Origin of the sequence: Caldicoprobacter guelmensis (assembly GCF_016908415.1) — a bacterium.
Classification (GTDB): Bacteria; Bacillota; Clostridia; order Caldicoprobacterales; family Caldicoprobacteraceae; genus Caldicoprobacter; species Caldicoprobacter guelmensis.
On record NZ_JAFBDW010000001.1, the window covers coordinates 73,589 to 93,397 of the forward strand.

Consider the following 19,809-nt stretch of genomic DNA (forward strand, 5'->3'; position numbering starts at 1 on the left):
GTTGTAGTTACAGCCGGCTATATGTGGCAAAAAATGGATTTTACAGTTTAAGGGTTTGAATAAGTGATTTGAGCAATACACATACTAAAAATACGTTTCTATACAGCATTGTTTAACAATAGCTAGAAAGGATGATACGGTGAAAGGGATTATTATGGCTGGAGGCTCTGGATCTCGCCTGCGACCTCTCACCTGTGATTTACCTAAACCGATGGTGCCCGTGATGGCCAGGCCCGTCATGACGTATAGCATAGAACTGCTGAAAAAGTATGGCATTGAAGATATAGGCATTACCCTTCAATACCTTCCCCAGGTAATAGAGGATTATTTCCAAGATGGTTCTGCGTTTGGCGTTAAGCTCCATTATTTTGTAGAAGAAACGCCGTTGGGGACGGCGGGTAGCGTAAAAAATGCCGAAAACTTTTTGGATGAAACCTTTATAGTGATCAGCGGAGATGCTCTGACCGATATCAACATAACCAATGCCATAAACTTTCATAAGGAAAAAAGAGCATTGGCCACTCTTGTGCTCAAAAGGGTTGAGGTGCCTTTGGAATACGGCGTGGTGATTACCGATGAGAACGGTGCTGTGACCCGCTTTTTAGAGAAACCCAACTGGAGTGAGGTCTTCAGCGATACTGTAAATACCGGTATATACATTTTAGAACCAGAGGTGCTTTCTTATTTTAAGAGTGGACAAAAATTTGACTTCAGCCAAGACTTGTTTCCATTGCTCCTTGAGAAAGGCAGGCCGATGTATGGATATATAACCGAGGAGTACTGGTGTGATATAGGTAACCTCCAAACTTACCTTCAGGCCCATTATGATATGCTATCCGGCAAGGTGAGGTTTCCTGTTCCCGGACACAAGATAGGCGAGAATATATGGGTAGGCGAAAACGTCGATATACACCCTGAAGCTAAAGTGGAAGGTCCTTGCTATATAGGGGATTATACCCGTATCAGAGAAGGGGCGTATATCGGGCCGTTTAGCGTAATAGGGCGTTACAATGACATTGGGCTCCATGCCAGCATAAAGAGGAGCGTGCTGTGGGATTACAATACCTTGAGCAGGTGCGTTGAAGTACGCGGTGCTGCCGTGTGTAATAAGGTGGATATAAGGGAAAGGGTGTCGATATACGAAGGAGCGGTAATTGGCAACGGCTGTACGTTGAAGCCGAGGGTTAATGTTAAGCCGGATGTCAAAATATGGCCGGAGAAGGTGATAGAGCACGGAACCACCGTGCAATCCAATGTGATATGGGGGACGCGATTTACCAAGACCCTGTTTGGGAAGAACGGTATAACGGGAAAGCTCAATGTAGACCTTGACCCGCGCTTTGCTGTACGGTTGGGAGCGGCCGTGGGTGCCGAACTTAAGCCTAATAAGCGGGTTGCGGTAAGCTGCGATGAAAATAACGGCAGTGCCATGTTGAAACACGGCATAATATCGGGATTGCTGTCCTCGGGCGTAGAAGTACTGGACTTGGGGTCTCTTACCACGTCTGTTTTAAGGTATATGGTGCCCTATCTCGGTCTGGATGGAGGAATACACGTTTTTGAGGACAAAAATGTGGATGGCAATGCGGGTATCCATTTCATCGATAAGAATGGAGGCAACTTTTCACCGGCCTTTGAGCGCCAGGTCGAAAACGCATTTGTGAGGGAAGACTTCCAGAGGGTTGCGGCGGATAAAATACTCCAAGTCCAAAGCCTTTTCAATGTTCCACTGTTTTACGCCAAGGCCCTCACAAAATCGGTGAATGCCGATGTGATAAGGGAATACGGCTTTAAGGTGTTGCTTTCCACTCCCAGCAGATTGGTGGCTTCGATTGCCGAGACCGTATTCAGCGATGTGGGTTGTGAACTTCATACAGCCGAAAGTGGCGTGCCTTTTGGACTTGAAAAGGAACAGTATAGCCTGGCATGCTACGTGGATGGCAACGGCGAAGAGCTGGAACTGTACGATGAGAAGGGAAAGCGACTTTCTCGAGAGATGTGCCAGGCTTTGAAGAGCTTTTTGTGCTTGAAGGCCAATGAAAAAAAAGAGGTAGTGGTACCTTATACGGCTCCTACCGCTGTTGAAACAATGGCACAGGCATTTCAAGGAAAGGTGATACGCACCAGGACCAGCAGGTATGCGCTCATGAACGAGGTGATAAAGCGGGAGGGAAATGGCGGGGTTTTTTTGCTATACGCTGATGCCCTTGCTGTGCTGCTCAAGCTTCTGGAAGTTTTGGCTGGAGAACACAAGACGCTCTCTGAGCTTGTAAGCGCTATACCGAGATTTTATATGAAAGAAAAGGTCATAGAATGCCCGTGGGGAGAGAAGGGGAAGGTGATGCGCTGGCTCATACAGGAGGAAACAAAAGGGAACAACGTGGTAGAGCTGTTTGAGGGGGTGAAGGTCCATCACAAGGATGGCTGGGCCCTGGTGCTGCCCGACTCAGAGGAAGCGGTGTGCAGGATCTACAGCGAAGGCGTATCAGAGGAATATGCCGAAGAGCTGACGAGGTTTTACGAGGACAAGATCAACTGGGCTAAAAAGCAGTGAGGGATATTACAAGGCAAATTAAGGGGAAGCTGGCTCATCCACGGGAGTTGGCTTCCCCCCTTTTTTGAGTTGCGCAGCCAGTTCAAATACTGTATAATTAAAAATATGGTAGAAATGGCCGGTGAAGATTATAGATAAAGGAGGAAAAGAGGTATTTGTGGCGTCAAAGAATGTACTGAAAATTATACCACTGGGTGGAGTAAACGAGATCGGCAAAAACATGACGGTTTTTGAGTACGGCAATGACATCATAGTGGTTGACTGTGGCGTGAGTTTCCCTGAAGATGATATGCTGGGCGTCGACCTTGTGATACCCGATATATCCTATTTGTTGAAAAATAAGGATAAAGTGAGGGGGTTTATTCTCACGCACGGGCATGAAGACCACATTGGCGCATTGCCGTACGTGTTGAGGGAGATGGACGTTCCCATTTATGGTACTCGGCTGACTCTTGGATTGGTCGATATCAAACTAAAGGAACACGGCATTGATAAGGCTGTCTTTCAAACGGTCAAAGCCAATGATACCTTAAAGCTGGGCGCATTCACCGTGGAATTCATCAAGACCAGCCACAGCATAGCTGATTCTGTAGCTCTGGCTATACATACCCCTGTGGGGGTGGTGGTACATACCAGCGATTTTAAGGTGGATTATACCCCTATAGATGGTCAGGTCATAGATTTGGCCAAGTTTGCATTGCTGGGCAAAAAAGGTGTGCTTGCCCTGCTGGCTGACAGCACCAATGTGGAAAGGCCGGGCTATACCATGTCGGAAAAGACGGTGGGGCAGACATTCGAGGCCATATTTGCCGATGCTCCCGGCAGGATCATAGTGGCCACCTTTGCATCAAACATACACAGGATTCAACAGATCGTCAATGCGGCCATTAAATGTGAGCGAAAAGTGTGTATATCGGGCCGCAGCCTGGCCAATGTGGTTTCGGTTGCCGTGGAACTGGGTTATCTCGATATACCCAAAAAGACGCTTATAGAAGTGGACAAGGTGGACAGTTACCCCGCTGATAAGGTGGTGATAATTACCACCGGCACGCAGGGTGAACCCATGTCGGCTTTGACGCGAATGGCCGCTGCAGAGCATAAGAAGCTGGAGATAATAGCCGGGGACCTGGTTATTATATCGGCAACGCCCATACCAGGCAATGAAAAGCTGGTGTATAAGGTGATAAATCAACTGTTTCAAAGAGGGGCTAATGTCATATATGAGTCGCTGGCAGATGTACATGTTTCGGGCCATGCCTGTCAGGAAGAGCTCAAGCTCATACATACCCTTGTAAAGCCCAAGTTTTTTATTCCGGTACACGGCGAATTCCGCCATTTAAAGCAGCATGCGTTGCTGGCGGAGTCCCTTGGCATGCCGAAAGAAAATATCTTTTTGGTGGATATAGGTACCGTGCTTGAGCTTACCCACAACTCCTGCAGGGTTGCAGGGAGTGTCACTGCAGGGCGGGTATTGGTGGATGGGCTTGGCGTAGGAGATGTGGGCAATATCGTATTGCGTGACAGGAAACACCTCTCACAGGACGGCCTTATAGTTGTGGTGGTCACCATATCGAGGGAAACGGGCTGCGTGATTGCAGGGCCTGATATCATATCCAGGGGTTTTGTGTATGTGCGAGAATCTGAAGGCCTTATAGAGCAGGCACGGCAGGTGGTAAAAGAGACTCTTGACAAGTGCGTGCAGCAGAACATCACCGATTGGGCCACGCTGAAGACCAATATCAGGGATGAATTGCGGAATTTCCTTTATGAGAGGACGAAAAGAAACCCAATGATACTGCCTATCATCATGGAAATATGAGATACTTTCACTCCATGGAGATGGGAGGGCATCCATATGAACGTATACGATAAGGCTCATGAATTGGCCAGGGCGCTTTCGGCAAGCAAGGAATACAGGGACTACAAGGCAGCAAAAGAAAGGATTGAACAGGATGAAACCACTAAAAGGATGCTAAAGGACTTCAAAAAGCGGCAGTTGCAGCTGCAAGCTGCTTATTTAAGCGGTAGGCAGCCTGACGAGAAGGAACTTGACACGTTCAAGAAGCTTTCAGAGCTTATCCAGCATTCGCCCGATATAAGCAATTTTTTGCAGGCGGAGTATCGCCTGAATACGCTTATGTCGGATATATACAGGATCTTAAGTGAAGCAGTAGATATGGATCTGGATTTTATGCAGGAAGACGAGAAAGAAGGGGATAGAGAGAAGTGAAGGGTTTTAAAATTTCTCCACGTTTTGTGGCAAGGGCAGGTATCATTGCAGCGGTTTATACCGTGCTGACTTTGGCTCTTCAGGGGATATCCTATGGGCCTGTCCAGTTTAGGGTAGCTGAAGCGTTAACGGTGTTGCCGTTTGTGGATCCGGCGGCCATCCCGGGCGTCGCTTTGGGGTGCATGTTTGCAAACTTGGGTAGTCCGCTGGGATGGGTAGACATAGTGGGTGGCAGTTTTATCACGTTGATATCGGCGTACTTGACGCATAAGGCGCCTAACCGTTATGTGGCCTTGCTTCCGCCTATAGTTTTGAATGCGCTGGGAGTACCCATCTACCTTGCTCCGGCGGTAGGTATGCCTTACTGGCTGGTTGCTTTACAGGTGGGATTGGGGCAGCTTGTTGTGATCGGCGTGCTGGGCCTCCCTGTATTGTCGCTGTATGAGAGAATGATGAACAGGTTTTTTATCAAAGATTAACATAATTTTAATATTTTATTGACCTCCTTCACCTTGCCAAAAGATATATAAGCTTATATAATTAAGATGACGAAATGGGTGGTGGAGGTTAGAGAATGTCACAAGTTGCGGTTACACAAGACCAGAAGAATAAAAAGGATATGCATCCTTTTGTAAAATATCTTTTGAGGACTTTAGTAATATATCTTGTCAGCTTGGGGATAGTGGCGGGTACTGTTTTGTGGGCAGTGCGCCAGATTCAGCTTTTTTTGTTTGAACCGGTGGATGCCAATGACGAGACGGGCATAACTGTGGATATACCCATGGGGACTTCTGTCAGGGGGATTGCCAAGATACTCTACGAGAAAGGCTTGATTCGCAGTGCGGGGGTTTTCAGGCTATTCGTTGAGCTGACAGATCAGGGTTCCAAGCTCAAAGCAGGGCGTTATGTGTTATCCAAAAACATGACCCCTCAGCAGATTGTGGATGTTCTTACAAGCGGCGAGACAGCAGTGGATACAGTGAAAATTACCATTCCCGAAGGGTTTAGCATAAGGGATATAGCCAATTACCTGCAGAATTTTGAGAAGGATGGGCAAAAAGTATTTAAATTTACTGCTCAGGAGTTTATACAGGCTGCCAAGCAGTTTGACAAGTTTGCGAAAGATTATACCTTCCTGTACGAGATACCCGAGGCCAGAAGGAACGGGGAATATCCTTTAGAAGGATACCTGTTCCCCGATACCTACATTGTCTATGTCGATTCTACACCCGAGGACATCATAAGGAAGATGCTCTCGACATTTGAAAGGAAGGTGTATTTTGCTCAATTTCGGGGTGTTCCCCTGCTTACCAGGATAGATGAGCTGGGGATGAAGTTGGATCAGGTCATTACCTTGGCTTCAATCGTTCAGGAGGAGGCGGCCGTAAAGGATGAGTTTTATAAGATCTCTGCGGTTTTCTACAATAGATTGAAGATCGATATGCCCTTGCAGTCCTGCGCGACGGTGCAGTATGCCTTGGGGAGCTCTGAAAGGAAGCCCTTCCTTACCAATGAGGAGATAGCGGTGGATTCGCCTTACAACACGTACAAAAATAAGGGGTTGCCGATAGGGCCCATTGCATCGCCAGGGCAACTGGCGGTGGAGGCGGTGCTTTATCCGGATGAAGAGTTCATGAACCCCAAAAAGCCCGTATTGTTCTTCGTCTATGCCGGAGATAACCGACATGTGTTTAGCTACACTGCTGAGGAGCATGCTAAGGCCAAGCAGAAATATGAAAAGCTGTGGAAAGAAAGTCAGAACCAGAAGAAGGAATAGTGCAAAGATGGTGAGCTCACTCTAATGGGTGGGCTCTATTAATTTGAAAGTTAAATTAAGGTATCGGTTGTTTGAGGCTGAATGATATACTAATTTAAAGGGAAGGATGAAGCTGGGATGAGAATACCCGAACTTTTGGCACCGGCAGGCGATTTGGAAAGGTTGAAAATCGCGGTGGCCTATGGTGCCGATGCAATATACATAGGAGGCAAAAGGTATAGCCTGAGGGCCCTTGCTGATAATTTTGAGTGGGATGAAATGCGGGAAGGCGTGGAATATGCCCATAGGCATGGGCGTAGGGTGTATGTGACGTTGAATATATTTGCCCACAATGAGGACCTGGAGGGGCTGGAGGACTATGTCCGTTTTCTTTCTGATATAGGGGTGGATGCGGTAATAGTCTCAGACCCAGGGATCTTGTCGTTGATAAAGGATACGGCGCCAGAAATGGAGATACATTTGAGTACTCAGGCCAATACCACCAACTGGAGAAGCGCTGTTTTTTGGCATAACCAGGGGGTAAAGAGGATAATACTGGCAAGGGAGCTCAGCCTGGATGAAATAAAAGCAATAAGGGATAAAACCCCAGATACCCTGGAGCTGGAAGTTTTTGTCCACGGCGCCATGTGCATCTCTTACTCTGGCAGGTGCCTGCTGAGCAATTATCTTGCCGGCAGGGACTCCAACAGGGGAGAGTGTGCCCATCCGTGTCGCTGGAAATATTATCTTATGGAAGAAAAAAGGCCAGGAGAGTATTTACCGATCATGGAGGATGAGAGAGGGGCCTATATACTCAACTCCAAGGACCTGTGCATGCTGGGCCATATTCGCCAGCTGGTAGAAGCAGGGGTTGACGGTTTTAAGATAGAGGGTAGAATGAAGAGCAGCTATTATGTGGCTGTTACCGTGAAGGCTTACCGCCATGAACTGGACAGGTACAAAAACGACCCGGAAGGTTATCGGTTTGACTTACGGGCCCTCGAAGAGGTGAAAAAGGCCAGCCATCGCCCTTTTACCACCGGCTTTTATTTCAGCAAGCCGTCTACCGATGCCCAGGAGTATTCAAGCAGCCAGTATATCAGAGAATACGATTTCATCGGGCTCATTTTGGATTATGATGAGCAAAGGGGATTGGCCCTGGTTGAACAGCGCAATCCCTTTAAAAGAGGAGATAAAGCCGAGATACTCCGACCGCAGGGAGAGCCGTTAAGCTTTACCATAGAGCAGATATTTGATGTTGATGGGCAACCTGTGGATAGCGCGCCTCACCCCCAGCAAAAGGTGTATATCCCTGTGCCATACAGGTTGGAGAAGTATTCCATGCTGAGGAGGAAGAAGGAGTAAAAAGGCCAAGCCGTCTGTAGGGGTACAAGCACAATCCCCTTTGCGGTTACATATTATATAAGGTGACGGCTTTTAACTGCACTTTAGGGGGTGTTGAGTGGTGCTATCCCTCATCGGCGGCCTGCTTTATCTTTTGCGCTATGTTTATTTGCTGGTATCCCACATATCAGGCGGCGGTTCCTTTCCTCGGCCTTTAAACCCAGAAGAAGAGGAGTATTATCTGAAAAAGTTTATAGAAGAAAAAGACGAAAATGCTAGAAATATTCTAATAGAGCACAATCTCAGGTTGGTGGCCCATATTGTAAAGAAGTACAGCAATACGGGTAAGGATGTGGATGACCTGATTTCGATAGGTACCATCGGGCTCATAAAAGCCATATCCTCTTTCGATTCGAGCAAAAATACTCGGCTTGCTACTTATGCAGCCCGGTGCATAGAAAACGAAATTCTTATGGCTATACGGGCTGATAAAAAGAACAAAGGAGAGGTCTCGCTTCAGGAGCCCATAGGCATGGATAAAGAGGGCAATGAAATATCGCTTATGGATATCCTAGGGACCGACCCCGATTCAGTGATGGATGAGGTGGAGCTAAAAATTCAGGTTCGCAATCTGTATAAAAAGATGAGTGCGGTGCTCAAAAAGAGGGAGAGAATGGTTATTGAAATGAGGTATGGCCTTTTAAATGGAAAGCACAGGACACAGAGAGAAATAGCTCAGCTGCTTGGCATTTCAAGGTCGTATGTCTCAAGGATTGAAAAAAGGGCCCTCTCAAAGCTTAGCAAGGAATTTGGCGCTCAAGGCTGTCATTCGAGTTGACAGCCATTTAATTTTTTTATTAAATATTAAATGTAAATTTCGAAAAAGTTTGAAATGTTTAAAAACTTATATCTCATAAAATGATACAACCATTGTTTGCGGATTAAAGCTGAAATAGTTGAATCTATCTCGAAAAAGAGGTTTATAGGTACCAAGTTTCTAAAAATTCTTGAAAAAATTTTTGTCAAAAGGAGGAATTTATGAACATATCTCCTCGTACGAAACTAGTAGGGCTTATAGGCCATCCGGTAGAGCATTCGCTATCGCCCAAACTGCACAACAGCCTTTACGAAAAGTACAAGCTTGATTATGTGTATCTGGCATTTGATATTGTCCCGGACGATGTTGGAAAGGCAGTAGAGGCGCTGAAGATTCTGGGGTTTAAGGGATTTAATGTGACCATTCCTCATAAGGAAAAGATTATTTGGTTTTTGGATTCGCTGGATACCGAGGCCGCAATTATTGGAGCGGTGAACACCGTAAAGCAAGAAGGTGGAAAACTAATAGGCTACAACACAGACGGAATGGGCTTTGTGGATTCCATCAAACGCCGTGGAGTAGAGCTCAAAGACAAATCAGCGCTTGTACTGGGTGCAGGTGGTTCGGCAAGGGCGATATGCGTCTATCTTCTCAAAGAAGGTATAAGGAAGCTGCATATATATAACCGAACCAAGGAGAAAGCCTTAGACTTAATTGAACATCTGGAAAGATTTTTTCCGTGTACCTCTCTCGGATATGTTGCTGGGGAAGATATAAACTGCGTACACCCAGACTTGGTAATTAACACTACACCAGTAGGCATGTGGCCTCATATTGATGTTATGCCGATAGAGAATTTTGAGTTTTTACCCCATATGACGGTTGTGGATATCATTTATAATCCCCTTGAAACCCTTTTTTTAAAGAAGGCCCGTCAAACTGGCTGTATTACCATAAACGGTCTTGATATGCTTGTAGGTCAAGCAATAAAGGCAATTGAGATTTGGACTGGCGTGAAGGTGGATTATGATGAGGCTATCCGTACCTTGAGCGAAAAAGATAAATCGTTGTTGTAAAGTGACGTTTGGTAGTATATAATGAATAAAAATAGTAAAGTTTTACTATTTTTTAGGGCCGATAGACTATATATTTTATATTCAGGTGGAGCTGTTTATGGGGGTATACAGGAAAAAAAGGCTGGGGGAGCTGCTGGTTGAAAAAGGCATAATAACTAAAGAGCAGCTCAAAGATGCGCTTGCACTGCAAAAGTCTACAGGTAAAAAGCTGGGTGAGATACTGATCTCCCAAAACTTGATATCCGAATCCCAGATGGCCGAAGTGCTTCAGGAACAGCTAGGGATTCCATTTGTGGATTTAAATAAGGTCACGCTGGACCCCAAGCTCACTGAATACGTTCCTTTCATGCTTGCGAAGAGGCATTCCCTTATCCCCATAAAGCTGGAAAATGGCAAGCTCTATATCGCAATGGAGGACCCACTGGATTTTGCGGCTATCGATGATGTAAAGCGCGTATCCAAAATGGATGTGGTACCGCTCATATCGTTTGGAGAGGCCATAAGGAATGCCATCCACAGGCTGTACGGCATGGAGTATGCCGAGAGAGCCGTTCAGGATTACACAAAGGAAGCGAAGCTTGAGCAACTGGCACAGGATATACAAAACGGTTCGTTTGACGAGGACGTCAGCAATGCTCCGGTGGTAAGGCTGGTCAATTCCATAATCCAGCAGGCGATTAACATGGGGGCTAGCGATATCCACATTGAACCTATGGAGGGTGAGACGCGGGTCAGATTAAGGATTGACGGGATGTTGCAGAAAGCCCTCAATATACCCAAGTATGTACACCCTGCTCTGGTTACACGCATAAAGATCATGGGCAATATGGACATTGCTGAAAAGAGGCTTCCACAGGACGGACGTGTGGGCATGCAGGTTTCTGGAAAGGATATAGATTTGCGCATTTCTACCATACCCACCATCTACGGTGAAAAAGTCGTTATAAGGGTTTTGGACCAGTCAAATTTTCTTCTTCCTAAAGAAAAGCTGGGGTTTACGCAGGAAAATCTTGAAAAATTTGATGAGCTGCTAAAAAATCCCCATGGAATCATACTGGTGACAGGGCCTACCGGTAGCGGCAAATCGACCACCCTTTATGCTATGCTCAATGAGCTTAACAGGGAGTCGGTCAACATCATAACCATAGAAGACCCGGTGGAATACCGCATGGAGGGGATAAGCCAGATTCAGGTGAATCCCAAAGCAGGGCTGACCTTTGCTGCAGGTTTGAGGTCAATAGTGCGCCAGGACCCTGACATAATCATGGTGGGGGAGATCAGGGATGGCGAGACCGCCGAGATCGCCATTCGTTCGGCCATTACAGGGCATCTGGTGCTGAGCACGCTACATACTAATGACGCTGTCAGTGCTATCTCCCGACTGATGGATATGGGGATAGAGCCCTATCTCATATCTGCAGCGCTGGTGGGAGTGATATCCCAGAGGCTTTTGAGGAAGGTGTGCAGCAATTGCCGTGTGCCTTATGAGATTGAGCCGCATCACTTGGCTACGCCGGGGTTCGAGGTTTTGGCAGGGGTGACGCTGTACAGGGGAAAGGGGTGCAGCGCCTGCAACTATACCGGTTACAAAGGTCGTGTGCCGGTTCACGAAATCCTGGTAATTTCAAAGCAACATCGCCAGATGATAGCCCAAAGGGCTTCCATTGATGAAATAAGGGATTTATCCATAAAGATGGGTATGAGCACTTTGAAGGACGAGTGTATAAAGCTGGTGATGAAGGGCTTGACAACCATTGACGAGGTCATACGCGTATCTTACAGCCAGGATGTATAAAGAGAATATCTATTGCCCAGGAAATGCATGAGGGGGAACTTGCAGAACCTATGGATATATACGAGATACTAAAAAAAGCGGTTGAGCTCAAATGTTCTGACGTTCATATATCTGCCGGCATGCCGCCTACTGTGCGTAAAGATGGGAATCTCATGCCGATATCAGATGAGACGTTAACCCCTGACCAGACTCAGCAATTTGCAAGGGCGCTTTTGGACGACGAGCAATGGAAGGCCTTTCAGGAAAGGGGAGAGATTGATTTCTCGCTCTCCCTAGCGGGGGTTCACAGGTTTCGCGTGAATGCGTATAAACAAAGGGGTAGCTGCAGCCTGGCTATAAGGTTGTTGAATTTGAGGATTCCTGGGTTTGAGGAGCTGGGGTTGCCGCCGGTGGTGCAGGAGTTTGCATATAAAAAGAGCGGACTGGTGCTGGTGACGGGGCCTACCGGCAGCGGGAAATCCACTACTTTAGCCGCCATAGTCAACAAGATCAATATGGAAAGGGCAGCCCATGTCATTACCTTGGAGGAGCCTATAGAGTATCTTCACCGGCACCACAGGAGCATAGTAAACCAGCGAGAGGTGGGAAGCGACACCAGGACATTTGCGACGGGTTTGAGGGCGGCCTTACGTCAGGACCCTGACGTCATCCTTATAGGCGAGATGCGGGATTTGGAGACCATCTCCATAGCCCTTACGGCTGCTGAAACTGGGCATCTGGTTCTTTCTACACTGCACACCATTGGGGCAGCCAAGACCATCGACAGGATCATAGACGTCTTTCCGCCTCACCAGCAGCAGCAGGTGAGGTTTCAGCTATCTACCGTGCTTGAGGGGGTGATCAGCCAGCAGCTCATCCCGCGAAGGGATATTCCTGGCAGGGTGGCAGCCGTCGAGGTAATGGTGGTGACGCCTGCAATACGCAATCTGATCCGTGAAGGAAAAACCTATCAGATAACCAACGTCATTCAGACAGGTGCCAGGCTAGGGATGAGGACAATGGATCAGGCGCTGCTTGAGCTTTATAATAAGGGGCTCATAACAAAGGAGGATGCTCTACTTTATGCCGTGGATACAGAGCACATGAAGGCTTTGATGAATGGTCAATGACTTCACTAGGTCAACAGTTGTTAGAGGAAAGGGGGGATGCAATATTGCCAGGTACAGGTATTTAGCCAAAAATATGCAGGGTACCACAGCCAGTGGGACGCTGGAGGCTTCTAACAGAAGGGAGGTTTACCGCCTTCTTAAGGAAAGGGATTATTACCCTATCAAGGTAGAAAAGGTAATTCAGGTCAGAGATATCAAAGACCTCAAGATTTCAAGTAAAATAAATTCAAGGGATTTGGCGGTGCTTTGCAAGCAGTTTTCCACCATGCTGAAGGCGGGGATCCCGATAGTAAAGTGCCTTGATATACTGTCCAAACAGCTTTCAAACAGGCTACTGCGAAGTGTATTTGCCGAGATGTACACGGAAGTGCGTTCGGGGAGGAGTTTGAGCGAGAGCCTGGCGGGACGGGGCAAGTATTTTCCCCAACTCTTTACAAGTATGGTGGAAGCTGGAGAAGCCAGCGGTACCCTGGATGAGGTGCTAGGCAACCTGGCACAGCACTATGAAAAGGAGCACAAGTTAATACAAAAAGTAAAGAACTCAATGACATACCCTGTTATAGTGCTTGTAGTGGCAGTTGCGGTTGTGTACTTCCTCTTGACTGTGGTGGTTCCCACATTTGTGAGCATATTCAGCCGCAGCGGTGCAATGCTTCCCTTGCCTACACGCATGCTTCTCTACTTAAGCGATTTCATGCTCAAGTACGGCATCTTTGTACTGCTGTTTTTGATAATGCTGGCTTTTGGATTTTATTTAGCTACCTCCAGGGGGGAGGGGCGCTACAAGTGGCACAAGCTCTTGCTTAGGTTACCCATGGTAAAAACCGTGGTTGTTCAGTCCATATCAACTCGTTTTTCGGGAACGTTGGGTATACTGCTAAGGACGGGGATACCGCTTGTTACAGCTCTGGAGATAGTCAAAAAAGTGGTTGGTAATGAAGTGGCCCAGAGAGGTCTACAATACGTGCAAGAGACGGCAAGAAAAGGCGGTGGCATATCGGCCCCGCTTGAGCAACTTAACCTGTTTCCTCCCATGCTAATTCAGATGGTCAGGATAGGGGAGGAATCGGGTACACTGGATGAAATGCTGCTTAAAACGGCAGAGTTTTATGAAGGAGAGCTGGAGACCAATCTCACCAGGCTTACCACCCTGCTGGAGCCCATGGTCATAGTGCTGCTGGGGGGGATTGTGGCATTTATCGTTCTTTCCATAGCCCTGCCCATGTTTGAGATGACCAGCTTTGTAGGCTAAAAAATTAAAATGAAAGGAGAGGAGAAACGTGGTGAGAAAATTGGTTAAAAACAAGAAGGGGTTTACGCTAATTGAGCTTGTGGTGGTAGTGGCGATATTGGGAATACTTACATTGCTCATTGTGCCCAATGTGGTAGGTCGTGTAAATGAAGCCAAAGAAGCTGTAGTGAATGCAAATATAAAGGTAATAAACAATGCGATCAAACTGTACTATACTATAGAAGGAAAGTATCCCGATAGTACCAGCTTAGACAACTTGCTAAACGATTTAAGTCCCAAGTATCTTGATGCTAATGAAATTGACGCGAAAGCCAAAGAACAAATAACGGTTGTTGTTGATCAGAACACTGGAGAAGTAAAGGTTCAAAAAAAATAATAATTTATAATACACGGTACTTGTTGAGTTTGGGTTTGTTTCAAAAGCTTATCTTGCAAAAGTATGTATATTTGGATGATAGAAGTTAGTTTGCCATCAATTTAAAGCTATTGATAACGGTATCCCACCAAAGCAGTTACCCATGTTCTTAATTATCAAGTTACAGCAAGAAGACTCTATTCTGTGGGAATAAGGGTAGTATAAAGTGCTACCAAACTTCTCGCTAAGTCTCTACTCTATAGGTGGATGGTAGTTTACTGAGAGGTTAACATGGATTTTGTGGTTATAATGTTTGGCCTTGTAATAGGCAGTTTCCTCAATGTGTGCATATACAGGATACCTAGGGGTGAGTCGGTGGCCTTTCCGGGCTCCCGGTGCCCTTACTGTGGAGCCCGGCTTAAGGGTGTTGACCTTATACCTCTCATTAGCTTTTTCCTTCTTAAAGGCAGGTGCAGGTACTGCGGTCAGCCAATATCATGGCGATACCCGGTTGTCGAGATGCTTTCCGCTTGCCTTATTTGGCTGTTGTACAGGTATTACGGTATAACGTTCACCTGGGCGTATTATGCCCTTATGGTCTGCATCCTCATCGTGGTGTCATTCATTGACCTTTCCTATCAAGAAATTCCCAATGGCCTGGTGCTGGCGCTTATGGCTGCTGGGCTTGCGGCCAAAGCGGCAGGTATTGGGATAGGGTTTGTTGACGGCCTGTATGGTATGTTGGTCGGAGGAGCGCCACTTGCTCTTATTGCCGTTATTTCAGTTTTGGCCCTACGCAGAGAAGGAATGGGCGGGGGAGATATAAAGCTGATGGTGGCCATTGGCTGGTGCTTGGGCTGGCGCTTAACGGCCGTGGCGCTTGTTCTGTCGGTATACATAGGCGGCATGGTATCCCTCATGCTGTTGGGGCTCAAAGTAAAGAGCAGGGAGGACTACATCCCCTATGGTCCCTTCATAGCTCTTTCAACTGTTATATCCATGATTTGGGGAGAAAGTATGTTGTACTGGTATGTAAACACGTTCTGGGGATGAGGGTATGAGTAATAGCCGGGGCATCACCCTTATAGAGCTTCTGGTAGTCATTGCCATAATGGGTGTACTAATTTCTCTTATCTCTGTCAGTACAGCAACCCCTACAGACAAGAGCATATTGGAATCTGCCGTTAATATGATAGCACAGGATATACGTTTAACTCAGCAGCTTGCCATATGTAGAGGAGAGACGTATTTCTTTGAAATAAACGTAAAGGAGAATTACTATCGGATAAGATCCAATTTAGCTGGGACGTACAAGATGGAATATTTAAATGATGGTATATCAATTTCAATAATCGGCCTTGAAAGCCCTTATACAGGCTCGTACAGTGACTTGAGAGTATTAAGATACACTCCTGCAGGCACTCCATCCACCACTGGTACTATTACTCTTAAAAAGGGTGGTCTAACCAGGCAGATAACTATTATGGTGGGTACGGGAAGGGTGAGTATCAATTGAATTCAAATAAAGGCATGACGTTTATAGAGGTCCTTATAGCCGCTGCCCTGGTGGCCATGGTGGCAGGGATTCTGCTCACCGCCTTTGGCTTTTCATTGGTGCATACGAGAAAAGCAGAGAATGTGTTGTCCTCAACCTTTGTGGCCCAGAGCAAGATGGAGGAACTGCAGGGCATGGATGCTGCAACGGCCTTTGAGGAAGGTAGGGGTGAAAGGCGGCAGTTTATGGGTAAATACGTGGAGACGATAGTAAAGCCATATTTCAAGGATGACTGCCATACCTTTTATATAATACTGGAAGGTGCATTTGCTAATATATACGCTGTACCGCCGGACAACAGTGGTGCGTTGCAAATACCAGCCGTTACAGGAAGCCGCAGTATGAGCATATCCATATATAGCAGCGGATATTCCATAAGCTCACCTGGTTATCAAGCGCTGGAAGGGAGTCTGCCTCAGGATCAAAAAGAAGTGATGGTGTTGATAAACGGTGTGAAGTACTCATCCCCGGCAAATATCACCATAAACGTCTCGGCAGCAGGCCGTATTGTCAGGGCATGGGTGTATGACGCCGGCAACAATGCTGCACGTATATTAGTAAACGGATCAAATGTGGAGATAAAGCGTTTCAGTGGGTATACATACCGGGACTATTCCATCGTAAAGGTGCAGGTTAGAGTTTACGAGAGAGAAGACGAGCTGCAGCCTTCTGCCACATTTAGTGGTATACTCCAGCTCAAGAATTAAACTGCGAGTTAAGTGGCTGTACAATTGAGAGGGAAGGATTTATGAGTAAGATCGGTAAAAGAGGATATACCCTGGTCGAGGTCATGATAGCTGTGGCTTTATTGGCGGTAGTGGTGGGGGTGGGCTATGCCATATATGTTATGGGATTCAGGGCATATATCATGGCCACCAGGAGGATGGAGGTACAGCAAAACGTGCGGTCAGCCGCCTCTTACATACAGAAGAGGCTCCTTACGGCTGGTGCCGGTGATGTGGAGGAAAGGTATGTAAACGGACTTAAGACGCTTAAGATAGGGAATGAATGTTTTAACTTAAAGGAGAGCACTTTGCGGGTCAATTTGGACTGCGCTAATCCCACTTCAACTCCCAATCCGCTGGCAGAGGGCATAACGTATTTTGATTTCGTTATAGACGGAAAACAAATTAAGGTAGAGCTGGCTGGAGGGCAGGAGGGAGAGGATGATTACTTCAAGGTGGAGTTTGAGGTGCTCTTAAGGCGCTAGAAATGGGGTGTATGAGATTGACCTTGAGTCTAAAAAATGTCTCATCATATCTTCGTAACCTTATCAATGTTCACAGTAAGGGGTCTGCCCTTTTGCTGTCGGTATTGATATTGATGATTGTGTTTACGCTGGGGACGGGGCTTTTAGCGGTAACAACTTCCAATTATATAATGGACCAGGCGGAGCACGACTATCAAGCGGCTTTTTATGCTGCCGAGGCTGGACTTCGTCACCAGATGGAGGCCATGAAGGCCGAAATGGACAGGCTTTGCCAGGCAGGAAGCTATACAAATGCATCTGCTTTTTTCAATGACTTCTGGGGGCGAATCCAAAAAAACATCACGTTAAATTTAGATATGATTAATAATAAGCCTGTCAAGGCTGTGATAACTACTAGCAGAGTGACTCTTGGCAATGACTTTCAGGAGTACAAAATAGTGTCGGTGGGAAGCGTGGGTAACATAAAGCGTACGGTGGAGAGCAAGGTAAGTATAAGATATACATCAACGATGGGGGATACAGCGTCGCTTGCTGAACTTTTTAGTTATGTGATATTTGTTGATGGTAAAATTAACCAAAAATCAAACGCATCTCGTATAGAGGGCAATATAGGGACGAATGGTACCAGTGGAGATGTAAGAGTTTCAAATCATAGTGGTAATGTTGAAACGAATTGCGGCCTGGTTTTGCCGAACATTATATTTCCTTCTTTTGAAAAACCAGATGAATCACTGATTGTAAATCAAAACCTAACTATCGCTGTTCCTGGCAATATAAGATACTCAAGAATAATAGTAGATAAGGGTAAAACATTGACCATTCAACTTGACGGAGATACAATTGTTTATACTGATACACTTGAAATAGAAAATGGAGCAAACATAAAACTGCAGGGTGAAGGAAGATTGATTTTATACATCAAGAACACTTTTGTAATGGATGGAGGCCTTAACAAAGGCGGTGACCCTAATGAGTTGATTGTATTCTATGATGGAGAGACTATTGGCGGTGCTAAAAGCAAGTTTGATTTTTACGGGGGCTTGTATGCTCCAAAATTGACTTTTAACGTGTCTGGGCAGGTCGACATAAGAGGAAGTGTTGTAGTTAAGGAGATTGAAATTACGGGAAATGGTAATATCGTTTTTAACAAGGTATACGATGAAGCAAACCCCATCACCATAGGTGGTGTTGGCACTGGGTCAATAGGATACGGATTTGATATCATCTCGTACAACGAATTATGAAATTTCGATTAAAAAAAAGGAGAATATATCATGAAAAAAATTGCTAACAGCCTCATGGGTATAGATATCGGTTCAGGTTTTATAAAAATGTTGCAGCTATCATATGAAGATGGGATCAAAATATCCAGATGGGGTTTGATTGAGACTCCCAAAATAGGGCAAGAGATGGTCACGGTAGATGAAGGAGAAGTGGCCAGGGCAATAAGGGAATGCTATAGGCATAACGGTTTTACTACCAAAAGGGTAGCTGTGTGCCTTTCTGACCTATCCATCATTTTCAGGGATATACGGCTTCCTGAGATGAAGGATGAAGAGATAAGGGAGAACGTAAAGTTCGAGATGGCAGAGTATTTTTCGATAGACCCCGATAAATACTCCATAACTTACAGGATATTAGGAAGGGAAGAGGACGAGGGCAGGACGGTGCTGCGCGTGCTGGGTGTAGCGGCTCCACTTGAGCTCATAGCAAAGCACCTGCGGATTATCAAGAAAGCCGGATTAAGGCCAGAATATGTCGATATCAACGTAAATGCCTATTTGAAGGCGGCAAAGCTTTTAAGTGAGATAGAGGATATATCGAAAAGTCGCGGAGTGTGCATCATGGATTACGGATACAGCACATTGACCATATGCGTGTTTGAGAACGGTACGCCTTTTGTCATAAGGACGGTAGACAAAAGCTGGGAAGACGATAATTTTGATGCTGTGGCCGCCATCTTGACCCAGGTGATGGATTATTATTACAGTCGAAGCTACACCTGGCGCATAGAGAAGGTGTGGGTAGTCGGAGGTGGCAGCCTTGCCACGGATTTGTGTCAGTACTTGGAGTTGCAGACGGGTACGGAAGTGAAGAAGGTGACGCCTTCGATACTAAGGATAGAACATGATGATGACCAAGCTTTCCCGGTGGGAATTTATTTTAAGTGTCTAGGTGCTGCTATAAGAGAGGACTGATGTTATCATGAACGATATAAATTTGCTTAAGGATTTTTATCGTCCCCAAAAAACCGCAAAAGTAGCATCATCTCTGTTGGCAGTAGCTTTGGCTGTCGTTCTATTTTCATATATTGGTATTTTTGTACCCTTAAAGGAAAAACGTGAATTGGCGCTCATGGTGTCCAATTTTTCGCAGGTAAACGGCGAATATGAGTCACTGGAAAAGAAATACGAGGAACTTTCAAAGCGAGTGGAAGAGCTGAAGCAAAAGGCCAGTGGTATTACCCCCTTGATATCCGGACAGAGGTGGAGCCGGACATTTGCGCTGATTGAACAGGTAATACCTCAAGGGATAGCCTTGCGCAGCCTTTCATACAACGGAGACGCTGTGGTGCTGGAAGGCATCGCATCGGACGATATTGAAATTGCGCGATTTATGGTTTTACTTGGAGGAACGGGTCTGTTTTCAAATATAAGCCTGAAGAGAATTTATGGCGATCAAGGCGGGCAGGTGTTTCTAATAACCTGTAAGCTCAATTCGTTAGATTAAATAGAAAGAAGTGGCAGAAGGGTGGT

Annotated in this window: 19 protein-coding genes; all 19 read left to right on the forward strand. The window is 46.1% G+C overall.

All coding sequences use genetic code 11. From position 1 onward, the window contains the following. The first annotated feature begins 139 nt into the window (after positions 1–139). The 19 genes from JOD02_RS00390 to JOD02_RS00480 all read left to right on the forward strand — a co-directional run bounded on the left by JOD02_RS00390 (position 140) and on the right by JOD02_RS00480 (position 19,783). On the forward strand, positions 140–2,554 hold the full coding sequence (locus JOD02_RS00390) for a sugar phosphate nucleotidyltransferase (RefSeq protein ID WP_204485920.1): 2,415 nt from the start codon (positions 140–142) through the stop codon (positions 2,552–2,554). Positions 2,555–2,711: 157 nt separating this feature from the next. Further along, positions 2,712–4,373 (forward strand): ribonuclease J, encoded by a 1,662-nt coding sequence (locus JOD02_RS00395; protein ID WP_204486588.1) that lies wholly within the window; start codon positions 2,712–2,714, stop codon positions 4,371–4,373. 36 nt (positions 4,374–4,409) lie between these two features. Further along, positions 4,410–4,784, forward strand: coding sequence for a YlbF family regulator (locus tag JOD02_RS00400; RefSeq protein WP_204485921.1), 375 nt, complete (start codon positions 4,410–4,412; stop codon positions 4,782–4,784). Further along, positions 4,781–5,263 (forward strand): QueT transporter family protein, encoded by a 483-nt coding sequence (locus JOD02_RS00405; RefSeq protein WP_204485923.1) that lies wholly within the window; start codon positions 4,781–4,783, stop codon positions 5,261–5,263. The genes JOD02_RS00400 and JOD02_RS00405 overlap by 4 nt, the downstream gene beginning before the upstream one ends. A gap of 95 nt (positions 5,264–5,358) precedes the next feature. After that, on the forward strand, positions 5,359–6,561 hold the full coding sequence (gene mltG / locus JOD02_RS00410; protein WP_204485925.1) for an endolytic transglycosylase MltG: 1,203 nt from the start codon (positions 5,359–5,361) through the stop codon (positions 6,559–6,561). A gap of 117 nt (positions 6,562–6,678) precedes the next feature. After that, the gene (locus JOD02_RS00415; protein WP_204485927.1) at positions 6,679–7,905 is read left to right on the forward strand and encodes a peptidase U32 family protein; all 1,227 of its coding nucleotides are present in this window, start codon (positions 6,679–6,681) and stop codon (positions 7,903–7,905) included. Between the two features lie 121 nt (positions 7,906–8,026). Next, positions 8,027–8,722: an RNA polymerase sporulation sigma factor SigK gene (gene sigK, locus JOD02_RS00420; protein WP_207754201.1), complete on the forward strand. Its 696-nt coding sequence runs from the start codon at positions 8,027–8,029 to the stop codon at positions 8,720–8,722. Between the two features lie 200 nt (positions 8,723–8,922). Continuing rightward, on the forward strand, positions 8,923–9,777 hold the full coding sequence (gene aroE, locus JOD02_RS00425; RefSeq protein WP_204485929.1) for a shikimate dehydrogenase: 855 nt from the start codon (positions 8,923–8,925) through the stop codon (positions 9,775–9,777). Between the two features lie 97 nt (positions 9,778–9,874). After that, positions 9,875–11,572: a GspE/PulE family protein gene (locus tag JOD02_RS00430; RefSeq protein ID WP_204485931.1), complete on the forward strand. Its 1,698-nt coding sequence runs from the start codon at positions 9,875–9,877 to the stop codon at positions 11,570–11,572. Positions 11,573–11,622: 50 nt separating this feature from the next. Further along, positions 11,623–12,681 (forward strand): type IV pilus twitching motility protein PilT, encoded by a 1,059-nt coding sequence (locus tag JOD02_RS00435; RefSeq protein ID WP_204485933.1) that lies wholly within the window; start codon positions 11,623–11,625, stop codon positions 12,679–12,681. Beyond that, positions 12,671–13,933: a type II secretion system F family protein gene (locus JOD02_RS00440; RefSeq protein ID WP_204485935.1), complete on the forward strand. Its 1,263-nt coding sequence runs from the start codon at positions 12,671–12,673 to the stop codon at positions 13,931–13,933. The genes JOD02_RS00435 and JOD02_RS00440 overlap by 11 nt, the downstream gene beginning before the upstream one ends. A gap of 28 nt (positions 13,934–13,961) precedes the next feature. Beyond that, positions 13,962–14,309: a prepilin-type N-terminal cleavage/methylation domain-containing protein gene (locus tag JOD02_RS00445; RefSeq protein ID WP_204485937.1), complete on the forward strand. Its 348-nt coding sequence runs from the start codon at positions 13,962–13,964 to the stop codon at positions 14,307–14,309. A 270-nt stretch (positions 14,310–14,579) separates the two neighbouring features. Beyond that, positions 14,580–15,341 carry a prepilin peptidase gene (locus JOD02_RS00450; protein WP_204485938.1) on the forward strand — a complete coding sequence of 254 codons (762 nt, stop codon included), beginning with the start codon at positions 14,580–14,582 and terminating at the stop codon, positions 15,339–15,341. A 4-nt stretch (positions 15,342–15,345) separates the two neighbouring features. After that, on the forward strand, positions 15,346–15,804 hold the full coding sequence (locus JOD02_RS00455; RefSeq protein WP_204485940.1) for a prepilin-type N-terminal cleavage/methylation domain-containing protein: 459 nt from the start codon (positions 15,346–15,348) through the stop codon (positions 15,802–15,804). Beyond that, positions 15,801–16,550: a type IV pilus modification PilV family protein gene (locus tag JOD02_RS00460; protein WP_204485942.1), complete on the forward strand. Its 750-nt coding sequence runs from the start codon at positions 15,801–15,803 to the stop codon at positions 16,548–16,550. Before JOD02_RS00455 ends, JOD02_RS00460 begins: the two co-directional genes overlap by 4 nt. A 41-nt stretch (positions 16,551–16,591) precedes the next feature. Beyond that, entirely contained in the window at positions 16,592–17,053 is a 462-nt protein-coding gene (locus JOD02_RS00465; protein ID WP_204485944.1) for a PilW family protein, read from the forward strand. A 92-nt stretch (positions 17,054–17,145) separates the two neighbouring features. Beyond that, a complete protein-coding gene (locus JOD02_RS00470) occupies positions 17,146–18,297 on the forward strand; it encodes a pilus assembly PilX N-terminal domain-containing protein (protein ID WP_204485946.1) in 1,152 nt (383 codons plus the stop codon). A 30-nt stretch (positions 18,298–18,327) separates the two neighbouring features. After that, entirely contained in the window at positions 18,328–19,251 is a 924-nt protein-coding gene (gene pilM, locus JOD02_RS00475) for a type IV pilus biogenesis protein PilM (protein ID WP_204485948.1), read from the forward strand. Positions 19,252–19,258: 7 nt separating this feature from the next. Further along, positions 19,259–19,783: a PilN domain-containing protein gene (locus JOD02_RS00480; RefSeq protein WP_204485950.1), complete on the forward strand. Its 525-nt coding sequence runs from the start codon at positions 19,259–19,261 to the stop codon at positions 19,781–19,783. Positions 19,784–19,809 lie beyond the last annotated feature (26 nt).

Bases quoted from the DNA above. Each gene is read 5' to 3' on its own strand.
- JOD02_RS00400 (WP_204485921.1), top strand. From the start codon at position 4,410: ATGAACGTATACGATAAGGCTCATGAATTGGCCAGGGCGCTTTCGGCA.
- mltG (WP_204485925.1), top strand. From the start codon at position 5,359: ATGTCACAAGTTGCGGTTACACAAGACCAGAAGAATAAAAAGGATATG.
- JOD02_RS00415 (WP_204485927.1), top strand. From the start codon at position 6,679: ATGAGAATACCCGAACTTTTGGCACCGGCAGGCGATTTGGAAAGGTTG.
- aroE (WP_204485929.1), top strand. From the start codon at position 8,923: ATGAACATATCTCCTCGTACGAAACTAGTAGGGCTTATAGGCCATCCG.
- JOD02_RS00430 (WP_204485931.1), top strand. From the start codon at position 9,875: ATGGGGGTATACAGGAAAAAAAGGCTGGGGGAGCTGCTGGTTGAAAAA.
- JOD02_RS00435 (WP_204485933.1), top strand. From the start codon at position 11,623: ATGGATATATACGAGATACTAAAAAAAGCGGTTGAGCTCAAATGTTCT.
- JOD02_RS00440 (WP_204485935.1), top strand. From the start codon at position 12,671: ATGGTCAATGACTTCACTAGGTCAACAGTTGTTAGAGGAAAGGGGGGA.
- JOD02_RS00450 (WP_204485938.1), top strand. From the start codon at position 14,580: ATGGATTTTGTGGTTATAATGTTTGGCCTTGTAATAGGCAGTTTCCTC.
- JOD02_RS00455 (WP_204485940.1), top strand. From the start codon at position 15,346: ATGAGTAATAGCCGGGGCATCACCCTTATAGAGCTTCTGGTAGTCATT.
- JOD02_RS00465 (WP_204485944.1), top strand. From the start codon at position 16,592: ATGAGTAAGATCGGTAAAAGAGGATATACCCTGGTCGAGGTCATGATA.
- pilM (WP_204485948.1), top strand. From the start codon at position 18,328: ATGAAAAAAATTGCTAACAGCCTCATGGGTATAGATATCGGTTCAGGT.
- JOD02_RS00480 (WP_204485950.1), top strand. From the start codon at position 19,259: ATGAACGATATAAATTTGCTTAAGGATTTTTATCGTCCCCAAAAAACC.